The following is a 17,849-nucleotide window of genomic DNA, read 5'->3' as shown; positions in this document are numbered from 1 at the left end:
TGCACTCCGGAACGAATGACAGCGGTGCGTCGTCTTTTCCCTACATCCCGGTACGGCGCGTCTCGTCGGGCTCCCCCAACGGTAGCAACGCCCGGCCCCCAGAACACCGGGAAGGGCTGGTGATCAAGGTCACCAGCCCTTCCGCGGATACGAACTCCCCTACAGATACAGCCCCGTCGAGTCCTCCGACCCCTCGAAGCGGTCCGCGGCCACCGCGTGCAGATCACGCTCCCGCATCAGCACATACGGCACCCCGCGCACCTCCACCTGAGCCAGGTCCTCCGGGTCGAACAGCACCCGGTCCCCCGGCTCCACGGTCCGCACGTTCTGCCCCACCGCCACCACCTCGGCCCACGCCAGCCGCTTGCCGACGGCCGCCGTCGCCGGAATCAGAATGCCGCCGCCGGAGCGCCGCTCGCCCTCCGCGGAGTCCTGCCGCACCAGCACCCGGTCATGCAGCATCCGGATGGGCAGCTTGTCCTGCTGACCGCTGAGGTCACGGCTGTGGTTATCGCTGTTGGCGCTCACGCCCCAGAACCTACCTGCCCGGTACGGAGCCCATGACCACCGGCCGCTACTCGCCGTCCCGGCGGGACCGCGCCACCACCAGCCCCACCACTCCGGCCACCAGCAGCGCCGCGGGCACGATCCGCTCCAGCCGCGGCTCCCCCTCCTCCGTCACAAACTGCGAACGCACCTGCGACACCGCACGGTTCACCGCCACGTAGGCGCGCCCCAGCGTGTGGTCCACCGTCGAGACCGCCTTGGCCTTGGCGTCCCCCACGATCGTCTTCGGGTGCACCCGCACCCCGATCTCGTCCAAGGTCTGAGCCAACCGCTCACGCCGACCGACGATGTCCGCCTCGATCTGCGCAGGGGTCCTGGCATCCGCTTCCGCCACCGCGCCGCCTCCGTGGGTCTGGGTCGTGTCCGACATCCGATTGCTGCTACCGGTCGACAGTCTGTCAGCTCATCCCGCCCCGCACCCCACGAGGCCCCCCGTAGCGCTGGTTACGCTCGAACCCACCGAACCACGCGCCAGCCCCCGGCACCGCGCCGAAGACACCACGGAGAGCCACCATGAGCGAGCGACTGCAGCCCGGCGACACCGCCCCCGCCTTCACCCTCCCCGACGCCGACGGCACCCCGGTCTCCCTCGCCGACCACAAGGGCCGCAAGGTCATCGTCTACTTCTACCCGGCCGCTCTCACCCCCGGCTGCACCAAGCAGGCCTGCGACTTCACCGACAACCTGGAGGTCCTGACCGGCGCCGGCTACGACGTCATCGGCATCTCCCCCGACAAGCCGGAGAAGCTCGCCCGCTTCCGCGACAAGGAGAACCTCAAGGTCACCCTGCTCGCCGACCCCGACAAGACCGTCCTCACCGAGTACGGCGCCTTCGGCGAGAAGAAGCTCTACGGCAAGACCGTCACCGGCGTCATCCGCTCCACCGTCGTCGTCGACGAGGACGGCAAGGTCGAGCGCGCCCTCTACAACGTCAAGGCCACCGGCCATGTGGCGAAGATCATCCGGGACCTCGGCATCTGACCCCGCCGGGGGGGGGGGGGGGGGGGCCCCCCCCCCCCCCCCCCCCCCCCCCCCCCCCCCCCCCGGGCCCCCCCCCCCCCCCCCCCCCCCCACCTACCGCCCCCCCGCCCTTGGGCCTAAGACCCCCCGGCCCCGCGCAAACGCCCCCCCCCGGGGGGCCGGCGCCCCCCCCGCCCCCCCCCCCGCCTCACCCGCCGCGATCACCCTGGATGCGCCCCGAGCCCCGCCGCTCGAAACTGTGAGGAACCTCCCCCTGGACGGGACCCCGGTCTGCTCCCCGCACCACAGAGCAACCGCAGCCCGGCAGAACGTCCAGAGAAAGGATCCGCTCCATGGCGGCGAACGGCGACGAACCCGAAGCGGCCGACCCCTGGGCGCTCAAACGCCACCGGGCCCTCTTCCGCGCCGTGCAGCGACGCAAGAACCCCCCGCTGCGCCGGACCGACATCACCATCACCGACGACGCCGCCGTCCGCCGCGCGGTGAAGGCCGCCGCCCTCGGCAACGCCATGGAGTGGTTCGACTTCGGCATCTACAGCTATCTCGCCGTCACCATCGGCCATGTCTTCTTCCCATCCGGGAACGGCACCATCCAGTTGCTGTCCTCGTTCGCCACCTTCGCGGTGTCCTTCCTGGTCCGCCCGATCGGCGGCATGGTCTTCGGACCCATGGGCGACAAGATCGGCCGCAAGAAGGTCCTCGCCCTCACCATGATCCTGATGGCGATCGGCACCTTCGCCATCGGCCTCATCCCGTCCTACGCCACCATCGGCTTCTGGGCCCCCGCCCTGCTCATCTTCTTCCGCCTCGTCCAGGGCTTCTCCACCGGCGGCGAGTACGGCGGCGCCTCCACCTTCATCGCCGAGTACGCGCCCGACAAACGCCGCGGCTTCTTCGGCAGCTTCCTCGAATTCGGCACCCTCGCCGGCTACACCGGCGCCGCCGGCATGGTCCTCGTCCTCACCCTGCTCCTCGACACCCACGCCATGGAGTCCTGGGCCTGGCGGCTGCCCTTCCTCGTCGCCGGCCCCCTCGGCCTCGTCGGCCTCTACCTGCGGCTCCGCCTGGACGAGACCCCCGCCTTCCAGAACCTGGAGAACCAGGCCACCCACCCCGCCTCCGAAGGCGCCAGCGCCGTCGAGACCACCGCCAAGGGCGACCTCGCGCACATCTTCCGCAGCTACTGGCCGAGCCTCATCCTCTGCGTCTGCCTCGTCGGCGCGTACAACATCACCGACTACATGCTGCTGTCGTACATGCCGACGTACCTCACCGACGAGCTGGGTTACGACGACGCGCACGGGCTGCTGATCCTGGTGTGCACCATGGTGGTGCTGATGCTGGTGGTCAACCAGGTCGGCCGGCTCTCCGACCGCTTCGGCCGCAAGCCGCTGCTGATGACCGGGATGCTCGGCTTCTTCTTCCTCTCCATCCCGGCCTTCATGCTGCTGCACCTCGGCAGCGTGCCGGCCGTCGCCGGGGGCTGCCTGCTGCTCGGCTTCTCCCTGGTCTGCCTCCTCGGCACCATGTCCGCCGCCCTCCCCGCCCTCTTCCCCACCCAGGTCCGCTACGGCTCCCTCTCCGTCGGCTACAACCTCTCCGCGTCCCTCTTCGGCGGCACCACCCCCCTGGTCGTCACCGCCCTCATCAGCGTCACCGGGACCGACATGATGCCCGCCTACTACGCCATGGCCGCGGCCCTCGTCGGCGTCGTCTCCGTCGCCTGCATGAAGGAAACCGCCCGCCAGCCCCTCGACGGCTCCCCACCCTCCGTCGAAACCAAGGAGGAAGCCGCCCAACTGGTCGAAGCCCAGGCCCCGGAGCCCCGCTTCTGACCCGCCCTGACTCCCTGGTCTGACCTGCCCTGGCTCCCTGGCCTGGCTCCCTGGCTCCCTGTGACAGGGGTCACTTGAGAGGGGCGTGCCCTGGGGGGCGGGTGGTCGTTTACCAGTTCGAGCGTCGAACGGTGAACGAGAGGGGCGGGCCGGTGGCTGAGCGCATCGACAGGGAGACACTGGCTGACGCGGTGGCCGGGGTGGACACCTGGGCCGCGCTGCTCCGGCGGCTCGGCCTGAAGGCGAACGGTGCGTCCAGGAGACGGGTGCAGCGGGAGGTGGCCGCCCTTGGGCTGGACACCGGGCACTTCACCCGGGTCAGCCCCTGGCGGAAGTTCTCGGACGCGGACATAGCGGCGGCCGCCGCCTCCGCGTCCTCGCTGCGCGAGGTGGCGCTCGCACTCGGCGCCACCCCGGCCTCCGGCACCATGTCGCATCTGTCCCAGCGGATGGCGAAAGCCGGTCTGGACACCCGGCACTTCTCCGGAATGCAGCGCCAGGCACCCGAACTTCCGTTCACCCAGGAGGAGTTGGCCACCGCGGCGGCCGGGGCGACCAGTGTCAGATGTATGGCGCGGCGGCTCGGCATACCCGACGACGGCCGGTCCCGCGCCGCACTGCTGCGGATGGTGCGCGCACAGGGCATCGACACCTCACACTTCCGCCACCACCGCGTGCAACTGGACGAGGAAGCCCTGCGCCGAGCCGTCCCGGAGGCGGCGGGGTACGCGGAGGTGATGCGCGCGCTGGGCCTCGACGTCACCTATGCCAACCACCGCCGGGTGCAGCGGGCGGTGATACGGCTCGGGCTGGACACCGGCCACTTCACCCGCCGGTCCTGGCGACGGGCCACCGCACCGACGCCCCGCCCACCGGTCGCGGACACGGTGCTCGTGGTGCTGCCACCCGGGGCGGCCCGGCGAAACCGCGACCGACTACATCACGCACTCCAGGAACGCGGTGTGCCGTACCGGTGTGCGGAGTGCGGGAACACCGGGTCGTGGCGAGGGCGGCCGATCACCCTCCAGATCGACCACATCAGCGGCGACTGGCACGACAACCGACAGCGGAACCTCCGCTATCTCTGCCCCAACTGCCATGCGCTGACGGCGACTTGGTGCCGCCGGAAGCCTTCTCGCCAGAGCGCTTCCGCCGCCTGATCCACCGCGACGTTTTCCCTTACGAGCGCGCAGCCCGATACCATGCGAGGCACAGGCGGCCGTGGTGGAACTGGCAAGACACGTCAGGTTTAGGTCCTGGTGGGGTAACACCCGTGAGGGTTCGAGTCCCTCCGGCCGCACGGTACGAGTCGAGGGCACCCGCGCAGCAGCCGGGTGCCCTCGCCGCCTTCACCCCAGCAGTTCCCGTACCGCCGGGACCAGTGCGCGGAAGGCCTTGCCTCGGTGGCTGATGGTGTTCTTCTCGGCGGGGGTGAGTTCGGCGCAGGTGCGGGTGTCGCCGTCGGGCTGGAGGATCGGGTCGTAGCCGAAGCCGCCGGTGCCTGCGGGCATGTGGCGGAGGGTGCCGGGGAGTCGGCCCTCCACGACGTGTTCGGTGCCGTCGGGGAGGGCGAGGGCGGCGGCGCAGGCGAAGTGGGCGGTGCGGTGGCCGTCGGCGATGTCGGCGAGCTGGGCCAGGAGGAGTTCGAGGTTGGCCCGGTCGTCGCCGTGGCGGCCGGCCCAGCGGGCGGAGAAGATGCCGGGGGCGCCGCCGAGTACGTCGACGCAGAGGCCGGAGTCGTCGGCGACGGCGGGGTGGCCGGTGGCGCGGGCGAGGGCGTGGGCCTTGAGCAGGGCGTTCTCGGCGAAGGTGACGCCGGTCTCCTTGACGTCGGGGACGTCGGGGTAGGCGTCGGCGCCGACGAGTTCATGGGTGAGGCCGGCGTCGGCGAGGATGGCGCGGAGTTCGGTGATCTTTCCGGCGTTGCGGGTGGCGAGGATCAGGCGGGTCATGGGCCCAGTATCGCCAGTGCGCCGGCCGCCCCGTGGTGCGGGTGCACCGCGGGCGGCGCGGCGGTGGCGGTCGTACTCCGTCCCGGGCCAACTCCCCTTTCGGGCAAGTCTGTTCAGGACTGCTGGTCGAGGGCGGTTCGCTGGGCCGCGGCGAGTTCGGCGCAGCCGGTGGTGGCGAGGTCGAGGAGGGTGCCGAGTTCGGTGCGGTCGAAGGGTTCGGCTTCGGCGGTGCCCTGGATCTCCACGAAGCGGCCGTCGCCGGTGCAGACGACGTTCATGTCGGTGTCGGCGCGTACGTCCTCCTCGTAGCAGAGGTCGAGGAGGGGGGTGCCGGCGACGATGCCGACGGAGACGGCGGCGACGGTGTCGGTGAGGGGGGTGCGGCCGGCCTTGATGAGTTTGCGGCCGCGGGCCCAGGTGACGGCGTCGGCGAGGGCTACATAGGCGCCGGTGATGGCGGCGGTGCGGGTGCCGCCGTCGGCTTGGAGGACGTCGCAGTCGAGGACGACGGTGTTCTCGCCGAGGGCCTTGTAGTCGACGACGGCGCGCAGGGAGCGGCCGATGAGGCGGGAGATCTCGTGGGTGCGGCCGCCGATCTTGCCGCGGACGGATTCGCGGTCGCCGCGGGTGTTGGTGGCGCGGGGCAGCATGGCGTATTCGGCGGTGACCCAGCCTTCGCCGCTGCCCTTGCGCCAGCGGGGGACGCCTTCGGTGACGGAGGCGGTGCAGAGGACGCGGGTGTCGCCGAAGGAGACGAGGACGGAGCCCTCGGCGTGCTTGCTCCAGCCGCGTTCGATGGTGACGGGGCGGAGTCGGTCGGGGGTTCGGCCGTCGGTACGAGACATGGGGGCGAGCCTATCGGCCGGTGCTGCTCGGGCTCGCCCCGGTGGGTCGCGCGGGTGGTGCCGGTGCTGGTGCCGGCGCCGGTGCCGGTGCCGGTGCTGCCGGGTCTCAAGTGGCTTGCGCCGGGCGGCGGTTGTCAGCGGGTGCGGCTCACATCATGTCTTCGATGTCGGCGGCGATGGGGTCGGCGTCGGTGCCGATGACGACCTGGATCGCGGTGCCCATCTTGACGACGCCGTGGGCGCCGGCGGCCTTGAGGGCTGCTTCGTCGACGAGGGCCGGGTCGGCGACCTCGGTGCGGAGGCGGGTGATGCAGCCCTCGACCTCTTCGATGTTGTCGATGCCGCCGAGCCCGGCAACGATCTTCTCAGCCTTGGTGGCCATGTGTTTCTCCCTGTCGGTTCCGGCCGGGGCCGGGGTGTTCCGGTGTCGGCGGGTTCTCTGGGCGGGCGGCGTCATGGGGCCGCTTTGCCACGGTAACCCACGGTTGGCCCCTCTTCGCGGGCGGTCATGGGGGCCGCCGCCGAGGATGCGGTCTAGGTCGTGTGGTGCGGATCTGCCGGTGCCGTCCCCTGTCCGGGCGGCACCGGCAGGTCATGCCGCAACTGGTCTACACCACTTTGGGCCAACCGCCAAGCCCGGGTCGCCGAGCCCAGGTCGCGGGCCCGGGTCGCTCGGGAGGGATGCCGATGAGTACCGAGAGCGCAGCCGCGCCGGGTCGCCCGTGGTGGAGCGGCTTGTTCCAGGGGTTGCAGAAGATGGGCCGCAGTCTGCAACTGCCGATCGCGGTGCTGCCGGCGGCGGGCATCCTGAACCGGCTGGGGCAGCCCGATGTGTTCGGCGCGGACGGGCTGGGCTGGGACAACGTGGCGAAGGTGTTCGCGGCGGCGGGCGGTGCGCTGCTGGATTCCTCGCTGGGGCTGCCGCTGCTGTTCTGCGTCGGTGTGGCGATCGGTATGGCGAAGAAGGCGGACGGTTCCACGGCGCTGGCGGCGGTGGCCGGTTTCCTTGTGTACTTCGCGGTGCTGCACGCCTTTCCCAACGGCTGCCCGCCGGGGACGACCTTCGCCACGGCCGGTGCGTGGAGCGGGGTGTGCGTACCGAGGCACGGGGAGGTGACGCCGGCGGAGTACCAGAATCCGGGGGTGTTCGGGGGGGATCGTGCTGGGCTATGCGACGGCGCGGGTGTGGATGCGTTTCCACCGGACGAAGCTGGTGGACTGGCTGGGGTTCTTCAACGGCCGCCGTCTGGTGCCGATCATCATGGCCTTCATCGGGCTGGCGCTCGGCGCGTTCTGCGCGTGGATCTGGCCGCCGATCGGTGACGGGCTGACGAGTTTCTCGAAGTGGCTGGTGGCTCTGGACGCCTGGGGTTCGGGCATCTTCGGGGTGGCGAACCGGGCGCTGCTGACGGTGGGGCTGCACCAGTTCCTCAACACGTTCGTCTGGTTCCAGTTCGGGGACTACACCAAGCCGGACGGCACGGTGGTGCACGGTGACATCAACCGGTTCCTGGCGGGCGATCCCCATGCCGGGCTGTTCACCACGGGTTTCTTCCCGATCATGATGTTCGCGCTGCCGGCGGCGGCGCTGGCGATCACGCACTGCGCGCGTCCGGAGCGGCGCAAGGTGGTGGGCGGTCTGATGCTGTCGGTGGCACTGACCTCGTTCGTCACCGGGATCACCGAGCCGATCGAGTACTCGTTCCTGTTCATCGCGCCGGGGCTGTACGCGGTCCACGCGGTGCTGACGGGTGTGTCGATGGCGGTGACCTGGGCGCTGGGGGTGAAGGACGGCTTCAGCTTCTCGGCGGGGCTGATCGACTACGTGATCAACTGGAGCCTGGCGACGAGGCCTTGGCTGATCCTGCCCATCGGGCTGTGTTTCGCGGCGGTGTACTACGTGATCTTCCGGTACGCGATCATCCGGTTCAATCTGCGGACGCCGGGGCGGGAGCCGGAGGAGGAGTCGGAGCGGCAGGACCGGGAGAACGTCGCGTAGACGTCGCGCGGCGACCGTCCCAGCCGCTCCCCGCCACCGCCCCCGCTATGGTTCAGACCACAGAAAACGCGGGTTCCTTATCCCACCTTCACCGTGCTACAACAGGTCTACACCAGTAGTGGTGTAGACCACATGGCGCTGCCCGGCGCTCCTCTGCCGCGGCGGCGAACCGGCACCTGGAGGAAGTTGATGAGCACCGCCACCGCCCCGGCGGCTCCCGCGAAGAAGCGGGGATCCGGTCTGTTCCAGGGCTTGCAGAAGGTGGGCCGCAGTCTGCAGCTCCCGATCGCCGTACTGCCGGCCGCCGGGATCATGGTCCGCCTCGGCCAGGACGACCTCTTCGGCAAGGACGGACTCGGCTGGGACAGGATCGCCGCCGTCTTCAACAACGCGGGCGGCGCCCTCACCGGCTCGCTGCCCATCCTGTTCTGCATCGGTGTGGCCATCGGCTTCGCCAAGAAGTCCGACGGCTCCACGGCGCTCGCCGCGGTGGTCGGATTCCTCGTCTACAGCAAGGTACTTGAGGCCTTCCCGGTCACCGAGGCGGTGGTGAAGAAGGGCGAGGACGTCGCCGCCACCTACAACGACCCCGGGGTCCTCGGCGGCATCATCATGGGTCTGCTGGCCGCGGTGCTCTGGCAGCGGTTCCACCGCACCAAGCTGGTCGACTGGCTCGGCTTCTTCAACGGCCGCCGCCTCGTCCCGATCATCATGGCCTTCGTCGGCATCGTGGTCGGCGTCTTCTTCGGCCTGGTGTGGGAGCCCATCGGCAGTGGGATATCCAGCTTCGGCGAGTGGATGACGGGGCTCGGCTCGGGCGGTGCGGCCCTCTTCGGCGCGGTGAACCGGGCGCTGATCCCGATCGGGATGCACCAGTTCGTCAACACGGTGGCCTGGTTCCAGCTCGGCGACTTCACCACCTCCGCGGGCGATGTCGTACACGGTGACATCACCCGCTTCCTGGCCGGGGACCCGTCCGCCGGTATCTTCCAGTCCGGCTTCTTCCCGATCATGATGTTCGGTCTGCCGGCCGCCGCGATCGCCATCGCGCACACCGCACGCCCCGAGCGCCGCAAGGCCGTACTCGGCATGATGATCTCGCTGGCCCTGACCTCGTTCGTCACCGGTGTGACCGAGCCGATCGAGTTCTCCTTCATGTTCATCGCGCCGATCCTGTACGTGCTGCACGCGGTGCTCACCGCCGCCTCGATGGCGATCACCTGGGGCCTCGGGGTGCACACCGGGTTCAACTTCTCGGCCGGTGCCATCGACTACGCGCTCAACTGGCATCTGGCGACGAAGCCTTGGCTGATCATTCCGATCGGGCTGGTCTTCGCGGTGATCTACTACGTCACCTTCCGGTTCGCCATCGTCAGGTTCAATCTGACCACCCCGGGCCGCGAGCCCGAGGACGAGGTCGAGGACCTCACCAAGGCGTAGGCCGCCGGCGGCCACCGCCCCGACCACTCGGTGGCCGCCGGATCGGTTCTGCGGGAGCGGGCGCGGGCGGCGGGGTCAGATCTGGTGGACGGCGCCGGCCGCGGCGAGGTCCACCGGGCCGTCGTACACGGCGCGGGCGTCGGAGAGGTTGACCTGCGGGTCGGTCCACGGCGGGATGTGGGTGAGGACCAGGCGCCCGGCGCCGGCGGCCTGGGCGGTCTGGCCGGCCTGGCGGCCGTTGAGGTGGAGGTCGGGGATGTCCTCCTTGCCGTGGGTGAAGGCCGCCTCGCAGAGGAAGAGGTCGGTACCGGCCGCGAGCCGCGTCAACTCCTCGGCGGGCCCGGTGTCCCCGGAGTACGTGAGCGAGCGGCCGCCGTGCTCGACGCGGATGCCGTACGCCTCGACGGGGTGCCGCACCCGCTCGGTGCGCACCGTGAACGGGCCGATGGTGAAGGTGCCGGGCCGCACGGTGCGGAAGTCGAAGACCTCGCTCATCGACTTGGTGGAGGGGGTGTCCGCGTACGCCGTGGTGAGGCGCTGCTCGGTGCCCTCCGGGCCGTACACCGGGAGGGCGGGGCAACGGCCGCCGTTGTGGCGGTAGTAGCGGGCCACGAAGTAGGCGCACATGTCGATGCAGTGGTCGGCGTGCAGGTGGCTGAGGAAGATGGCGTCGAGGTCGTAGAGCCCGATGTGGCGCTGCAGTTCGCCGAGGGCGCCGTTGCCCAGGTCGAGGAGCAGCCGGAAGCCGTCGGCCTCTACGAGGTAGCTGGAGCAGGCCGATTCCGGGGAGGGAAAGGAGCCCGAGCAGCCGACGACGGTGAGCTTCATGGGAGCTGGAACCTCCGTGCTGGCGGGAAGGACGGGGGTCGTGCGCAGGGTGATCCGTCGAGCGTAAGGCGCCAAAGCGCCGGTCGCTCCTTCGTCCCGGGCCGTTGTGGGCGAACTCACCTGCCCTGTCACCGGTTCGGAGGGAACGCGGCCGAACACCCGGCCGGGCGTGCGGCGGTACGGTCGCGGGCATGGACGCCGGGATGGACGGGATGTGGTGGCCCGCGGTGCTGCTGGTGCTGGTGCTGGGCCTGGCGGTGGCCCTGGCCGACGGGCTGGGGCGCGGCCTGCGGGGGCGCCGGGGGCGGGGGCCGCGGCCGGGCGAGGTGTGGTGGCTGGACGGGGAGCCGTGGCTGGTGGTGGAGGTGCCGGGCCGCCGGGTGCGGGTGGCGCCGGTACTGGCCGCGGAGGGGGCGGCGCCACCGGGGGCGGTGTGGCTGCCGGCGGGCAGTACCGGCGAGGGGCGGGGCGGCCCGGCGCCGGCGGATCCGGACCGGGTGCGCGCGGTGGCGGCGCGGCGTCTGCGGGGCCTGGTCGGCGTGGTGGAACCGGAGGCGTGGGAGCGGATCCGGGAGCGGTTCTGAACGCCGGCAACTGGGCTTGTGCGCAGGGCTGTTGGGGCCGGGCTTCCGCCAACCGGGCTGTGCCGGGGGCCGGTTGAGGGATCGTCAACTGGCCTGTGTGGGCGGCCGGTTGAGAGTGATGGCCGGGGAGGTGGGGCCTCCCCGGCCAGGGTCGGGCTGACGTACGCGGACCGGCGGGTGACGGGTCAGGCCCAGAGCTGGCCGTGCAGGGTTTCGATGGCGGCCTCGGTGGTGGGCGCCGTGTAGACCCCGGTGGACAGGTACTTCCAGCCGCCGTCGGCCACCACGAAGACGATGTCGGCGCTCTCCCCCGCCTTGACGGCCTTGCGCCCGACGCCGATCGCGGCGTGCAGGGCGGCGCCGGTGGAGACCCCGGCGAAGATGCCTTCCTGCTGGAGGAGTTCGCGGGTGCGGGTGACCGCGTCGGCGCTGCCCACCGAGTAGCGGGTGGTGAGCACGGAGGCGTCGTACAGCTCGGGGACGAAGCCCTCGTCGAGGTTGCGCAGCCCGTAGACGAGGTCGTCGTAGCGGGGTTCGGCGGCCACGATCCGGACGTCGGGGCGGTGTTCGCGCAGATAGCGGCCGACGCCCATCAGGGTGCCGGTGGTGCCGAGGCCGGCCACGAAGTGGGTGACGGACGGCAGGTCGGCGAGGATCTCGGGGCCGGTGGTGGCGTAGTGGGCGCCCGCGTTGTCCGGGTTGCCGTACTGGTAGAGCATGACCCAGTCGGGGTGTTCGGCGGACAGTTCCTTGGCCACCCGTACCGCGGTGTTGGAGCCGCCGGCGGCCGGGCTGGAGATGATCTCGGCGCCCCACATGGCGAGGAGTTCGCGGCGCTCCTGGGAGGTGTTCTCCGGCATCACGCACACGATGCGGTAGCCCTTGAGCCGGGCCGCCATGGCGAGGGAGATGCCGGTGTTCCCGGAGGTCGGTTCGAGGATGGTGCAGCCGGGGGTGAGCCGGCCGTCCTTCTCGGCCTGCTCGATCATGTGCAGCGCGGGCCGGTCCTTGATCGAGCCGGTCGGGTTGCGGTCCTCCAGCTTGGCCCAGATGCGTACGTCCTCGGACGGCGACAGCCGCGGCAGGCGCACCAGAGGGGTGTTGCCCACCGCGGCGAGCGGGGAGTCGTAGCGCATCCGGGATCAGGCCCTGCCGCCGGCCACCGCGGGCAGGATGGTGATGCTGTCGCCGTCGGTGACCTTGGTGTCGATGCCGTCGAGGAAGCGGACGTCCTCGTCGTTGAGGTAGACGTTGACGAAGCGGCGGAGCTGGTCGCCCTTGGCGTCGTCGATGAGGCGCGCCTTGATGCCCGCGTGGCGGGATTCGAGGTCGGCGATCAGCTCGGCGACGGTACCGCCGCTGCCCTGGACGGCCTTCGCACCGTCGGTGTACTGGCGGAGGATGGTCGGGATGCGGACCTCGATGGCCATGGCTGTGGGCTCCTGTCGGAAGGAAGTCGGGTCGGTGCGCGGTGCGTCCCGCCGCGGTCCGGGCGGGAGGGGCTGCCCCGGCGTGGTGCGGGGGCGGGCGTGGAGCGCTGGGCGCCGCGGCTCACTGCCGGACGGCGGCAGGGGTCAGCGCGAACAGATGGCGCTGGCCAGCCTGCACAGGTCGACGTGCAGCCGTGCGACGAGCAGCGGGGCGCCCGGGCGATGGATGCTCACGTCTAGGGGAACCATGCGGTCATCGTATCGATTCCCGGGGGGTGTCAGGAGATGTGATCCCGCATTACGGACGTTATCCGTCCGGGATGTGAACTGCCTTGCGGAACACGCCTGTTGGGCGGTCAGTACTCCTCGACCACCCGCACCTCCTCCTCCGTGATCGCACCGTCCACGATGCGGAACGAGCGGAACTGGAACTCGCCCAGGCCCTCGCTGTCGGCGGTGGAGACCAGGACGTAGTGGGCGCCCGGCTCACTGGCGTAGGCGACGTCGGTGCGGGAGGGGTAGGCCTCGGTGGCGGTGTGCGAGTGGTAGACGATCACCGGCTCCTCGTCCCGGTCGTCCAGGTCCCGGTAGAGCTTGAGCAGGTCGCCGGAGTCGAACTCGTAGAAGGTGGGCGAGCGGGCCGCGTTGACCATCGGGACGAACCGCTCGGGCCGGTCGGAGCCCTCCGGTCCGGCGACGATCCCACATGCCTCGTCGGGGTGGTCCTCGCGGGCGTGCGCCACGATCTGGTCGTGCAGGGCCTGGGTAAGGGTCAACATGCGGCCCAGCATAAGCATGAGGGCGGGGCCGTATCGGTGGGTGATACGGCCCCGCCCGCATTCCGGGACGGGGTGGGACTTAGGCCTGGTCGGTGGCCCCGGGGCGGTCAGTCCCGGTCGTCGCCGCCCGGCCGCCGTCCGGACTGCTGCGCGGAGTGGCCGGCGGTCTCGACCGGGCGCCGGTTGAACGCCTCCGGGTTGCGGCTCTTCAGCACGTAGTAGGAGAGGAGCAGGGCTGCCGCCCAGAGCGGGGCGCAGTAGAGCGAGATCCGGGCGTCCTTGTCCACGCCCATCATCACGATGACCATGCCGATGAAGGCGAGCGCGAACCAGCTCGTGAACGGGGCGCCGGGGGCGCGGAAGGCGGAGACCGGGAGTTCACCGCGGTCGGCCTTGGCGCGGTAGCGGATCTGGCAGACGAGGATCATGATCCAGGCCCACATACCGGAGATGGTGGCGAAGGACACCACGTAGTTGAACGCCTCGCCGGGCCACTGGTAGTTGATCCAGACGCCGACGAGCATCAGCGCCGCGGAGAAGGTGGTGCCGACGAGCGGGGTGCCGCTGCGGGTGAGCCGGGTGAAGAACTTCGGGCCCTGCCCGTTGAGGGCGAGGTCGCGCAGCATCCGGCCGGTGGAGTACATACCGGAGTTGCAGGACGACAGGGCAGCGGTGAGCACCACGAAGTTGACGATGCCGGCGCCGGCCGCGAGTCCCATCTGCTGGAAGGCCTTGACGAACGGCGAGACGCCGGCGGAGAAGCTGGTCCACGGCACCACGGAGAGGATCATGATCAGGGCGCCGATGTAGAAGACGGCGATCCGCCAGGGCACCGTGTTGATCGCCTTGGGCAGCGTCTTCTCCGGGTCCTTGGACTCGCCCGCGGTGACACCGACCAGCTCCACGGCGAGGAAGGCGAACATCACGATCTGGAGCGTCATCAGGGTGCCGCCGACGCCCTTGGGGAAGAAGCCGCCGTGGTCGTAGAGCTGGCTGAAGGAGGCGGTGTCACCGGCGTCGGAGAAGCCGAGGGTGAGCACGCCGAGGCAGATCAGGATCATGCCGACGATGGCGGTGACCTTGACCATGGAGAACCAGAACTCCAGCTCCCCGAAGAGCTTCACGGAGATCAGGTTCACCCCGTAGAGGATGACCGTGAAGACCAGCGCCGAGGCCCACTGCGGGATGTTCCACCAGTACGTCATATAGGTGGCGGCGGCGGTGACCTCGGTGATGCCGGTGACCACCCAGAACAGCCAGTAGGTCCAGCCGGTGACGAAGCCGGCGAGGGGGCCGATGAACTCGCGGGCGTACTCCGAGAAGGAGCCGGAGACCGGCCGGTACATCAGGAGTTCGCCCAGCGCCCGCATGATGAAGAAGATCACCAGGCCGGCGATCGCATACGCGAGGATGAGGCTGGGGCCCGCCTTGGCGATGGCCTTCCCCGCGCCGAGGAAGAGGCCGGTGCCGATGGCTCCGCCGATGGCGATCATCTGGATCTGCCGGGCGCCGAGCCCGCGCTGGTACCCCTCGCCTTGTGCGGTGTCCGCCGTGGCCTGCGAGCTGCCGCGGCCTTCGGGGCCGTGTGGTTCGACCTGCACGGAGGTCATTGATGGTGCGCCTTTCTCCATGCCCGATCCGGACCTCGCCGGCCTCGGATCGGGTCCCGATCCCCCCGGATGTGCTGGAGCTGCCGCCTGCCGACGGTCCGCCGGCCGGGGCACCCCCGGCGGTCATGGGTGGCGTCCGCCGGGTGGTCGTGAAGATCTATCACGGCAGATGTACGGCTTTGGGCGAACGAATGTGGCGGACTCCACTGGAAAAAGTGGACAAACGCGGCGCGAGCCGGACGGAAAACCACGCCCGATTGACGCGATCGTTATTCGGATTTGAGCAACCGCTGAGCGAACGCGGGCTCATGACGACGTGACGCCCACCCCGGACCCCGGTCAGAGCCGGGCAGGCGGGCACCCACAACCGGGCGCGCTCCGGCAAGACGGACAGACGGGACGGCAGACGGGACGGAACCGGCGAAGACCCGCGGCCCGCCCCGCGCCTACAGCAGTGTGCCGACCAGCGTCTCCTGGAGGCCGCCCAGCCACAGGTACGCCATCACCATCGGCTTGCGCGGATCGGTGTCGGGCAAGCGGTACAGCTCGTCGGTGTCGTCCTCGGCGGCGATCTCCAGCCGGGCGCCGATCGCCAGCCGCAGGTCGTTGAGGGCGCCGAGCCAGCGGCGGGACTCCTCGGGCTCCAGTCGCAGCACCGCGCCGTCCTCGCCGGGGGTGAGGGCGTCCAGCGAGCGGATCACCGCCAGCGCGTCGTCCCGTTTGCGGGCCCGCAGGTCGTTCTCGGTGAAGCGGCGGAACTCGGCGGACCTGGCCCGTTCCTCCGCCGCCTCGGCCGACTCCGCCGCACGGTCGCGCTCGGGTCCGGGTCCGCCGTAGGCGTCGGGGAAGAGGCGCTTGAGCACCGGGTCGGCGGGCGGCTCGGTGGGGCCGTCGGCGAACAGCTCGGCCAGCGGGTCCTCGGGCGCGTCCTCGCCGGGGCCCGGTCCGACCAGCTCCAGAAGCTGCACCGCAAGCGAGCGGATGATGGAGATCTCGACCTCGTCGAGGGCGACGGCGGCGCCGCCCGAGGGGGTCGGTTCGAAGTGTCCTGGCATGGAGGTCAGTCGCTACTTCCGGTCATGCTGGAGGGTGGCCCACAGACCGTAGCCGTGCATCGCCTGCACATCGCGCTCCATCTCCTCGCGGGAGCCGGTGGAGACGACGGCGCGCCCCTTGTGGTGGACGTCCTTCATGAGCTTGGTCGCCTTGTCCTTGGAGTAGCCGAAGTAGCTCTGGAAGACGTAGGTCACATAACTCATCAGGTTCACCGGGTCGTTGTGCACGATGGTGACCCAGGGGAGGTCCGGCTCGGGCACGGCGGAGGCCTGCTCGGCCGACTCGGGCTGCTCGATCTCTAGTGGTGCGGGGGCCGTCACAGGCCCCATGCTGCCACCCCGGGCCGGACGCCGCACACATGGCCCCGGGCCCGGGCCGCGTCAGCGGGGGCCGGGCGGCACAGAGCACCTGGGGCGTCCCGCACCTGCCAGAACTAAAATCGTCAGAGTGACGATTTTGGGGGTAGCATCCTCGTCATGAACACTGCGGACCTTGGGCTGCCGGTGGAGATTCCCTCGACGGCGCTCTTCACCGATCACTACGAGCTCACCATGCTGCAGGCCGCGCTGCGCGCCGGCACCGCCGACCGCCGCTCGGTCTTCGAAGCCTTCACCCGCCGCCTGCCGGAGGGCCGCCGCTACGGCGTCGTCGGCGGCACCGGGCGGGTACTGGACGCCGTGGCCAACTTCCACTTCGACCAGGACCAGCTCCGCTTCCTGCGTGAGCGCCGGATCGTGGACGAGCAGACCCTGGACTGGCTGGCGCAGTACCGTTTCAGCGGCGACATCCTCGGCTACCCCGAGGGCGAGGTGTACTTCTCCGGCTCGCCCGTGCTGCGCGTCGAGGGCACCTTCGCCGAGTGCGTACTGCTGGAGACGGTGATCCTCTCCATCCTCAACCACGACTCGGCGATCGCCGCCGCCGCCTCCCGGATGGCCTCCGCCGCGGGTGACCGGCCGCTGATCGAGATGGGCGCCCGCCGCACCCATGAACTGGCCGCCGTCGCCGCCGCCCGCGCCGCATACGTCGGCGGCTTCGCCCTCACCTCCGACCTGGCCGCCGGCTTCCGCTACGACATCCCCACCACCGGCACCTCCGCCCACGCCTTCACCCTGCTCCACGACAGCGAGACCGACGCCTTCCGCGCCCAGGTCGACTCCCTGGGCCGGGACACCACACTGCTGGTCGACACCTACGACGTGGCCGAGGCGGTCCGCGCCGCCGTGGACATCGCCGGGCCCGAGCTGGGCGCCGTCCGCATCGACTCCGGGGACCTGCTGCTCGTCGCCCACCGCGTCCGCCAGCAACTGGACGAGCTGGGCGCCACCAAGACCAAGATCGTCGTCACCTCGGACCTGGACGAGTACGCCATCGCCTCACTCGCCGCCGCCCCCGTGGACGCCTACGGGGTGGGCACCCAACTGGTCACCGGCTCCGGGCACCCGACCTGCTCGATGGTGTACAAGCTGGTGGCGCGGGCCGAGTCCGGGGCGCCGGACGCCGCGCTGACGCCGGTGGCGAAGCGGTCCACCGGCGGGAAGACCTCCATCGGCGGCCGCAAGTGGGCGGCCCGGCGGCTGGACGAGCACGGGGTGGCCGAGGCGGAGGTCATCGGCACCGGGCCGGTACCGGAGGCGCTCGCGGACCGGCAGTTGCTGGTGGAGCTGGTGCGCGGCGGGGAGGTCGTCGGGCGCGAACCCCTCGAAGCGGCCCGCAGCCGCCATGCCGCCGCCCGCGCCCATCTGCCCCTCTCGGCCACCCAGCTCTCCCGCGGCGAGGCCGTCCTCCCCACCGAGTACCTGACGGGGAGCTGAGACGCCGCCTAGGCCGTGTCGTTTGGATCTCCGTGGCGTCGCGTGCCCTGGCACGCACTCTCGCCGCACCGGCCAAACGCCCAAGTACGTCCAGTACGAGGGCGCTTGGCCGGCGCACCGAGAGCACGC

General features: G+C 70.7%; 19 protein-coding genes, 1 tRNA gene, 1 pseudogene and 1 riboswitch. Of the genes and pseudogenes, 8 read left to right on the top strand and 13 right to left on the bottom strand.

Annotated features, from left to right (window positions below; genetic code table 11):
- Window positions 1-23: 23 nt before the first annotated feature.
- A riboswitch (guanidine-III (ykkC-III) riboswitch) is annotated at window positions 24-90 on the bottom strand.
- 69 nt (window positions 91-159) lie between these two features.
- Window positions 160-462: a GroES family chaperonin gene (locus ACFVST_RS20545; RefSeq protein ID WP_390153916.1), complete on the bottom strand. Its 303-nt coding sequence runs from the start codon at window positions 460-462 to the stop codon at window positions 160-162.
- Between the two features lie 112 nt (window positions 463-574).
- Entirely contained in the window at window positions 575-937 is a 363-nt protein-coding gene (locus ACFVST_RS20540) for a DUF3618 domain-containing protein (protein ID WP_390153793.1), read from the bottom strand.
- A gap of 143 nt (window positions 938-1,080) precedes the next feature.
- Between ACFVST_RS20540 and bcp the strand changes: the two genes are divergently transcribed.
- The 4 genes from bcp (at window position 1,081) to ACFVST_RS20520 (ending at window position 4,683) form a co-directional block, all read left to right on the top strand.
- Window positions 1,081-1,548 (top strand): thioredoxin-dependent thiol peroxidase, encoded by a 468-nt coding sequence (bcp, locus tag ACFVST_RS20535; RefSeq protein WP_390153790.1) that lies wholly within the window; start codon window positions 1,081-1,083, stop codon window positions 1,546-1,548.
- A gap of 332 nt (window positions 1,549-1,880) precedes the next feature.
- Window positions 1,881-3,383 carry a glycine betaine/L-proline transporter ProP gene (gene proP, locus ACFVST_RS20530; protein ID WP_390153787.1) on the top strand — a complete coding sequence of 501 codons (1,503 nt, stop codon included), beginning with the start codon at window positions 1,881-1,883 and terminating at the stop codon, window positions 3,381-3,383.
- A 152-nt stretch (window positions 3,384-3,535) separates the two neighbouring features.
- Window positions 3,536-4,543, top strand: a complete 1,008-nt coding sequence (locus ACFVST_RS20525; protein ID WP_390153784.1) for an HNH endonuclease — start codon at window positions 3,536-3,538, stop codon at window positions 4,541-4,543.
- Between the two features lie 55 nt (window positions 4,544-4,598).
- A tRNA-Leu gene (locus tag ACFVST_RS20520) sits at window positions 4,599-4,683 on the top strand.
- A 49-nt stretch (window positions 4,684-4,732) separates the two neighbouring features.
- Here the strand turns inward: ACFVST_RS20520 and rdgB are convergent.
- The 3 genes from rdgB to ACFVST_RS20505 all read right to left on the bottom strand — a co-directional run bounded on the left by rdgB (window position 4,733) and on the right by ACFVST_RS20505 (window position 6,562).
- Window positions 4,733-5,335, bottom strand: coding sequence for an RdgB/HAM1 family non-canonical purine NTP pyrophosphatase (gene rdgB / locus ACFVST_RS20515; RefSeq protein ID WP_390153781.1), 603 nt, complete (start codon window positions 5,333-5,335; stop codon window positions 4,733-4,735).
- A 113-nt stretch (window positions 5,336-5,448) separates the two neighbouring features.
- Window positions 5,449-6,180 (bottom strand): ribonuclease PH, encoded by a 732-nt coding sequence (gene rph, locus ACFVST_RS20510; RefSeq protein ID WP_390153778.1) that lies wholly within the window; start codon window positions 6,178-6,180, stop codon window positions 5,449-5,451.
- Between the two features lie 148 nt (window positions 6,181-6,328).
- Window positions 6,329-6,562 carry a glucose PTS transporter subunit EIIB gene (locus ACFVST_RS20505; RefSeq protein WP_390153775.1) on the bottom strand — a complete coding sequence of 78 codons (234 nt, stop codon included), beginning with the start codon at window positions 6,560-6,562 and terminating at the stop codon, window positions 6,329-6,331.
- 305 nt (window positions 6,563-6,867) lie between these two features.
- On the opposite strand from ACFVST_RS20505, the pseudogene ACFVST_RS20500 reads away from it, so the two are divergent.
- Window positions 6,868-8,179 (top strand): annotated as a pseudogene (locus ACFVST_RS20500) (PTS transporter subunit EIIC).
- Window positions 8,180-8,368: 189 nt separating this feature from the next.
- Window positions 8,369-9,619, top strand: a complete 1,251-nt coding sequence (locus tag ACFVST_RS20495; protein ID WP_390153773.1) for a PTS transporter subunit EIIC — start codon at window positions 8,369-8,371, stop codon at window positions 9,617-9,619.
- Window positions 9,620-9,694: 75 nt separating this feature from the next.
- Here the strand turns inward: ACFVST_RS20495 and ACFVST_RS20490 are convergent, their stop codons facing one another.
- Window positions 9,695-10,447: an MBL fold metallo-hydrolase gene (locus ACFVST_RS20490; protein ID WP_390153770.1), complete on the bottom strand. Its 753-nt coding sequence runs from the start codon at window positions 10,445-10,447 to the stop codon at window positions 9,695-9,697.
- Between the two features lie 191 nt (window positions 10,448-10,638).
- On the opposite strand from ACFVST_RS20490, the gene ACFVST_RS20485 reads away from it, so the two are divergent.
- Window positions 10,639-11,031: a hypothetical protein gene (locus ACFVST_RS20485; protein ID WP_390153768.1), complete on the top strand. Its 393-nt coding sequence runs from the start codon at window positions 10,639-10,641 to the stop codon at window positions 11,029-11,031.
- 185 nt (window positions 11,032-11,216) lie between these two features.
- Here ACFVST_RS20485 and ACFVST_RS20480 read toward each other — a convergent pair whose 3' ends face one another.
- The 7 genes from ACFVST_RS20480 to clpS form a co-directional block, all read right to left on the bottom strand.
- Entirely contained in the window at window positions 11,217-12,167 is a 951-nt protein-coding gene (locus ACFVST_RS20480; protein ID WP_390153766.1) for a PLP-dependent cysteine synthase family protein, read from the bottom strand.
- A 6-nt stretch (window positions 12,168-12,173) separates the two neighbouring features.
- Window positions 12,174-12,461: a MoaD/ThiS family protein gene (locus ACFVST_RS20475; RefSeq protein WP_390153764.1), complete on the bottom strand. Its 288-nt coding sequence runs from the start codon at window positions 12,459-12,461 to the stop codon at window positions 12,174-12,176.
- 144 nt (window positions 12,462-12,605) lie between these two features.
- On the bottom strand, window positions 12,606-12,710 hold the full coding sequence (locus tag ACFVST_RS20470) for a putative leader peptide (RefSeq protein ID WP_390153761.1): 105 nt from the start codon (window positions 12,708-12,710) through the stop codon (window positions 12,606-12,608).
- A 107-nt stretch (window positions 12,711-12,817) separates the two neighbouring features.
- Window positions 12,818-13,240: a Mov34/MPN/PAD-1 family protein gene (locus ACFVST_RS20465; RefSeq protein ID WP_390153758.1), complete on the bottom strand. Its 423-nt coding sequence runs from the start codon at window positions 13,238-13,240 to the stop codon at window positions 12,818-12,820.
- 107 nt (window positions 13,241-13,347) lie between these two features.
- Window positions 13,348-14,850 carry an amino acid permease gene (locus ACFVST_RS20460; protein ID WP_390153755.1) on the bottom strand — a complete coding sequence of 501 codons (1,503 nt, stop codon included), beginning with the start codon at window positions 14,848-14,850 and terminating at the stop codon, window positions 13,348-13,350.
- 446 nt (window positions 14,851-15,296) lie between these two features.
- The gene (locus ACFVST_RS20455; protein ID WP_390153753.1) at window positions 15,297-15,905 is read right to left on the bottom strand and encodes a DUF2017 domain-containing protein; all 609 of its coding nucleotides are present in this window, start codon (window positions 15,903-15,905) and stop codon (window positions 15,297-15,299) included.
- A gap of 12 nt (window positions 15,906-15,917) precedes the next feature.
- Window positions 15,918-16,235, bottom strand: a complete 318-nt coding sequence (gene clpS / locus ACFVST_RS20450; RefSeq protein ID WP_390153751.1) for an ATP-dependent Clp protease adapter ClpS — start codon at window positions 16,233-16,235, stop codon at window positions 15,918-15,920.
- A 147-nt stretch (window positions 16,236-16,382) separates the two neighbouring features.
- Between clpS and ACFVST_RS20445 the strand changes: the two genes are divergently transcribed.
- Complete coding sequence (locus ACFVST_RS20445) at window positions 16,383-17,720, top strand: nicotinate phosphoribosyltransferase (protein ID WP_390153749.1); 1,338 nt, start codon at window positions 16,383-16,385, stop codon at window positions 17,718-17,720.
- Window positions 17,721-17,849 lie beyond the last annotated feature (129 nt).

The sequence above is a fragment of the Streptomyces sp. NPDC058045 genome, from assembly GCF_042885635.1.
In the GTDB taxonomy this organism is placed as follows: Bacteria; Actinomycetota; Actinomycetes; order Streptomycetales; family Streptomycetaceae; genus Streptomyces.
Note: the sequence above shows the minus strand (reverse complement) of the source record. Positions and strands in the feature narration are given on the sequence as shown.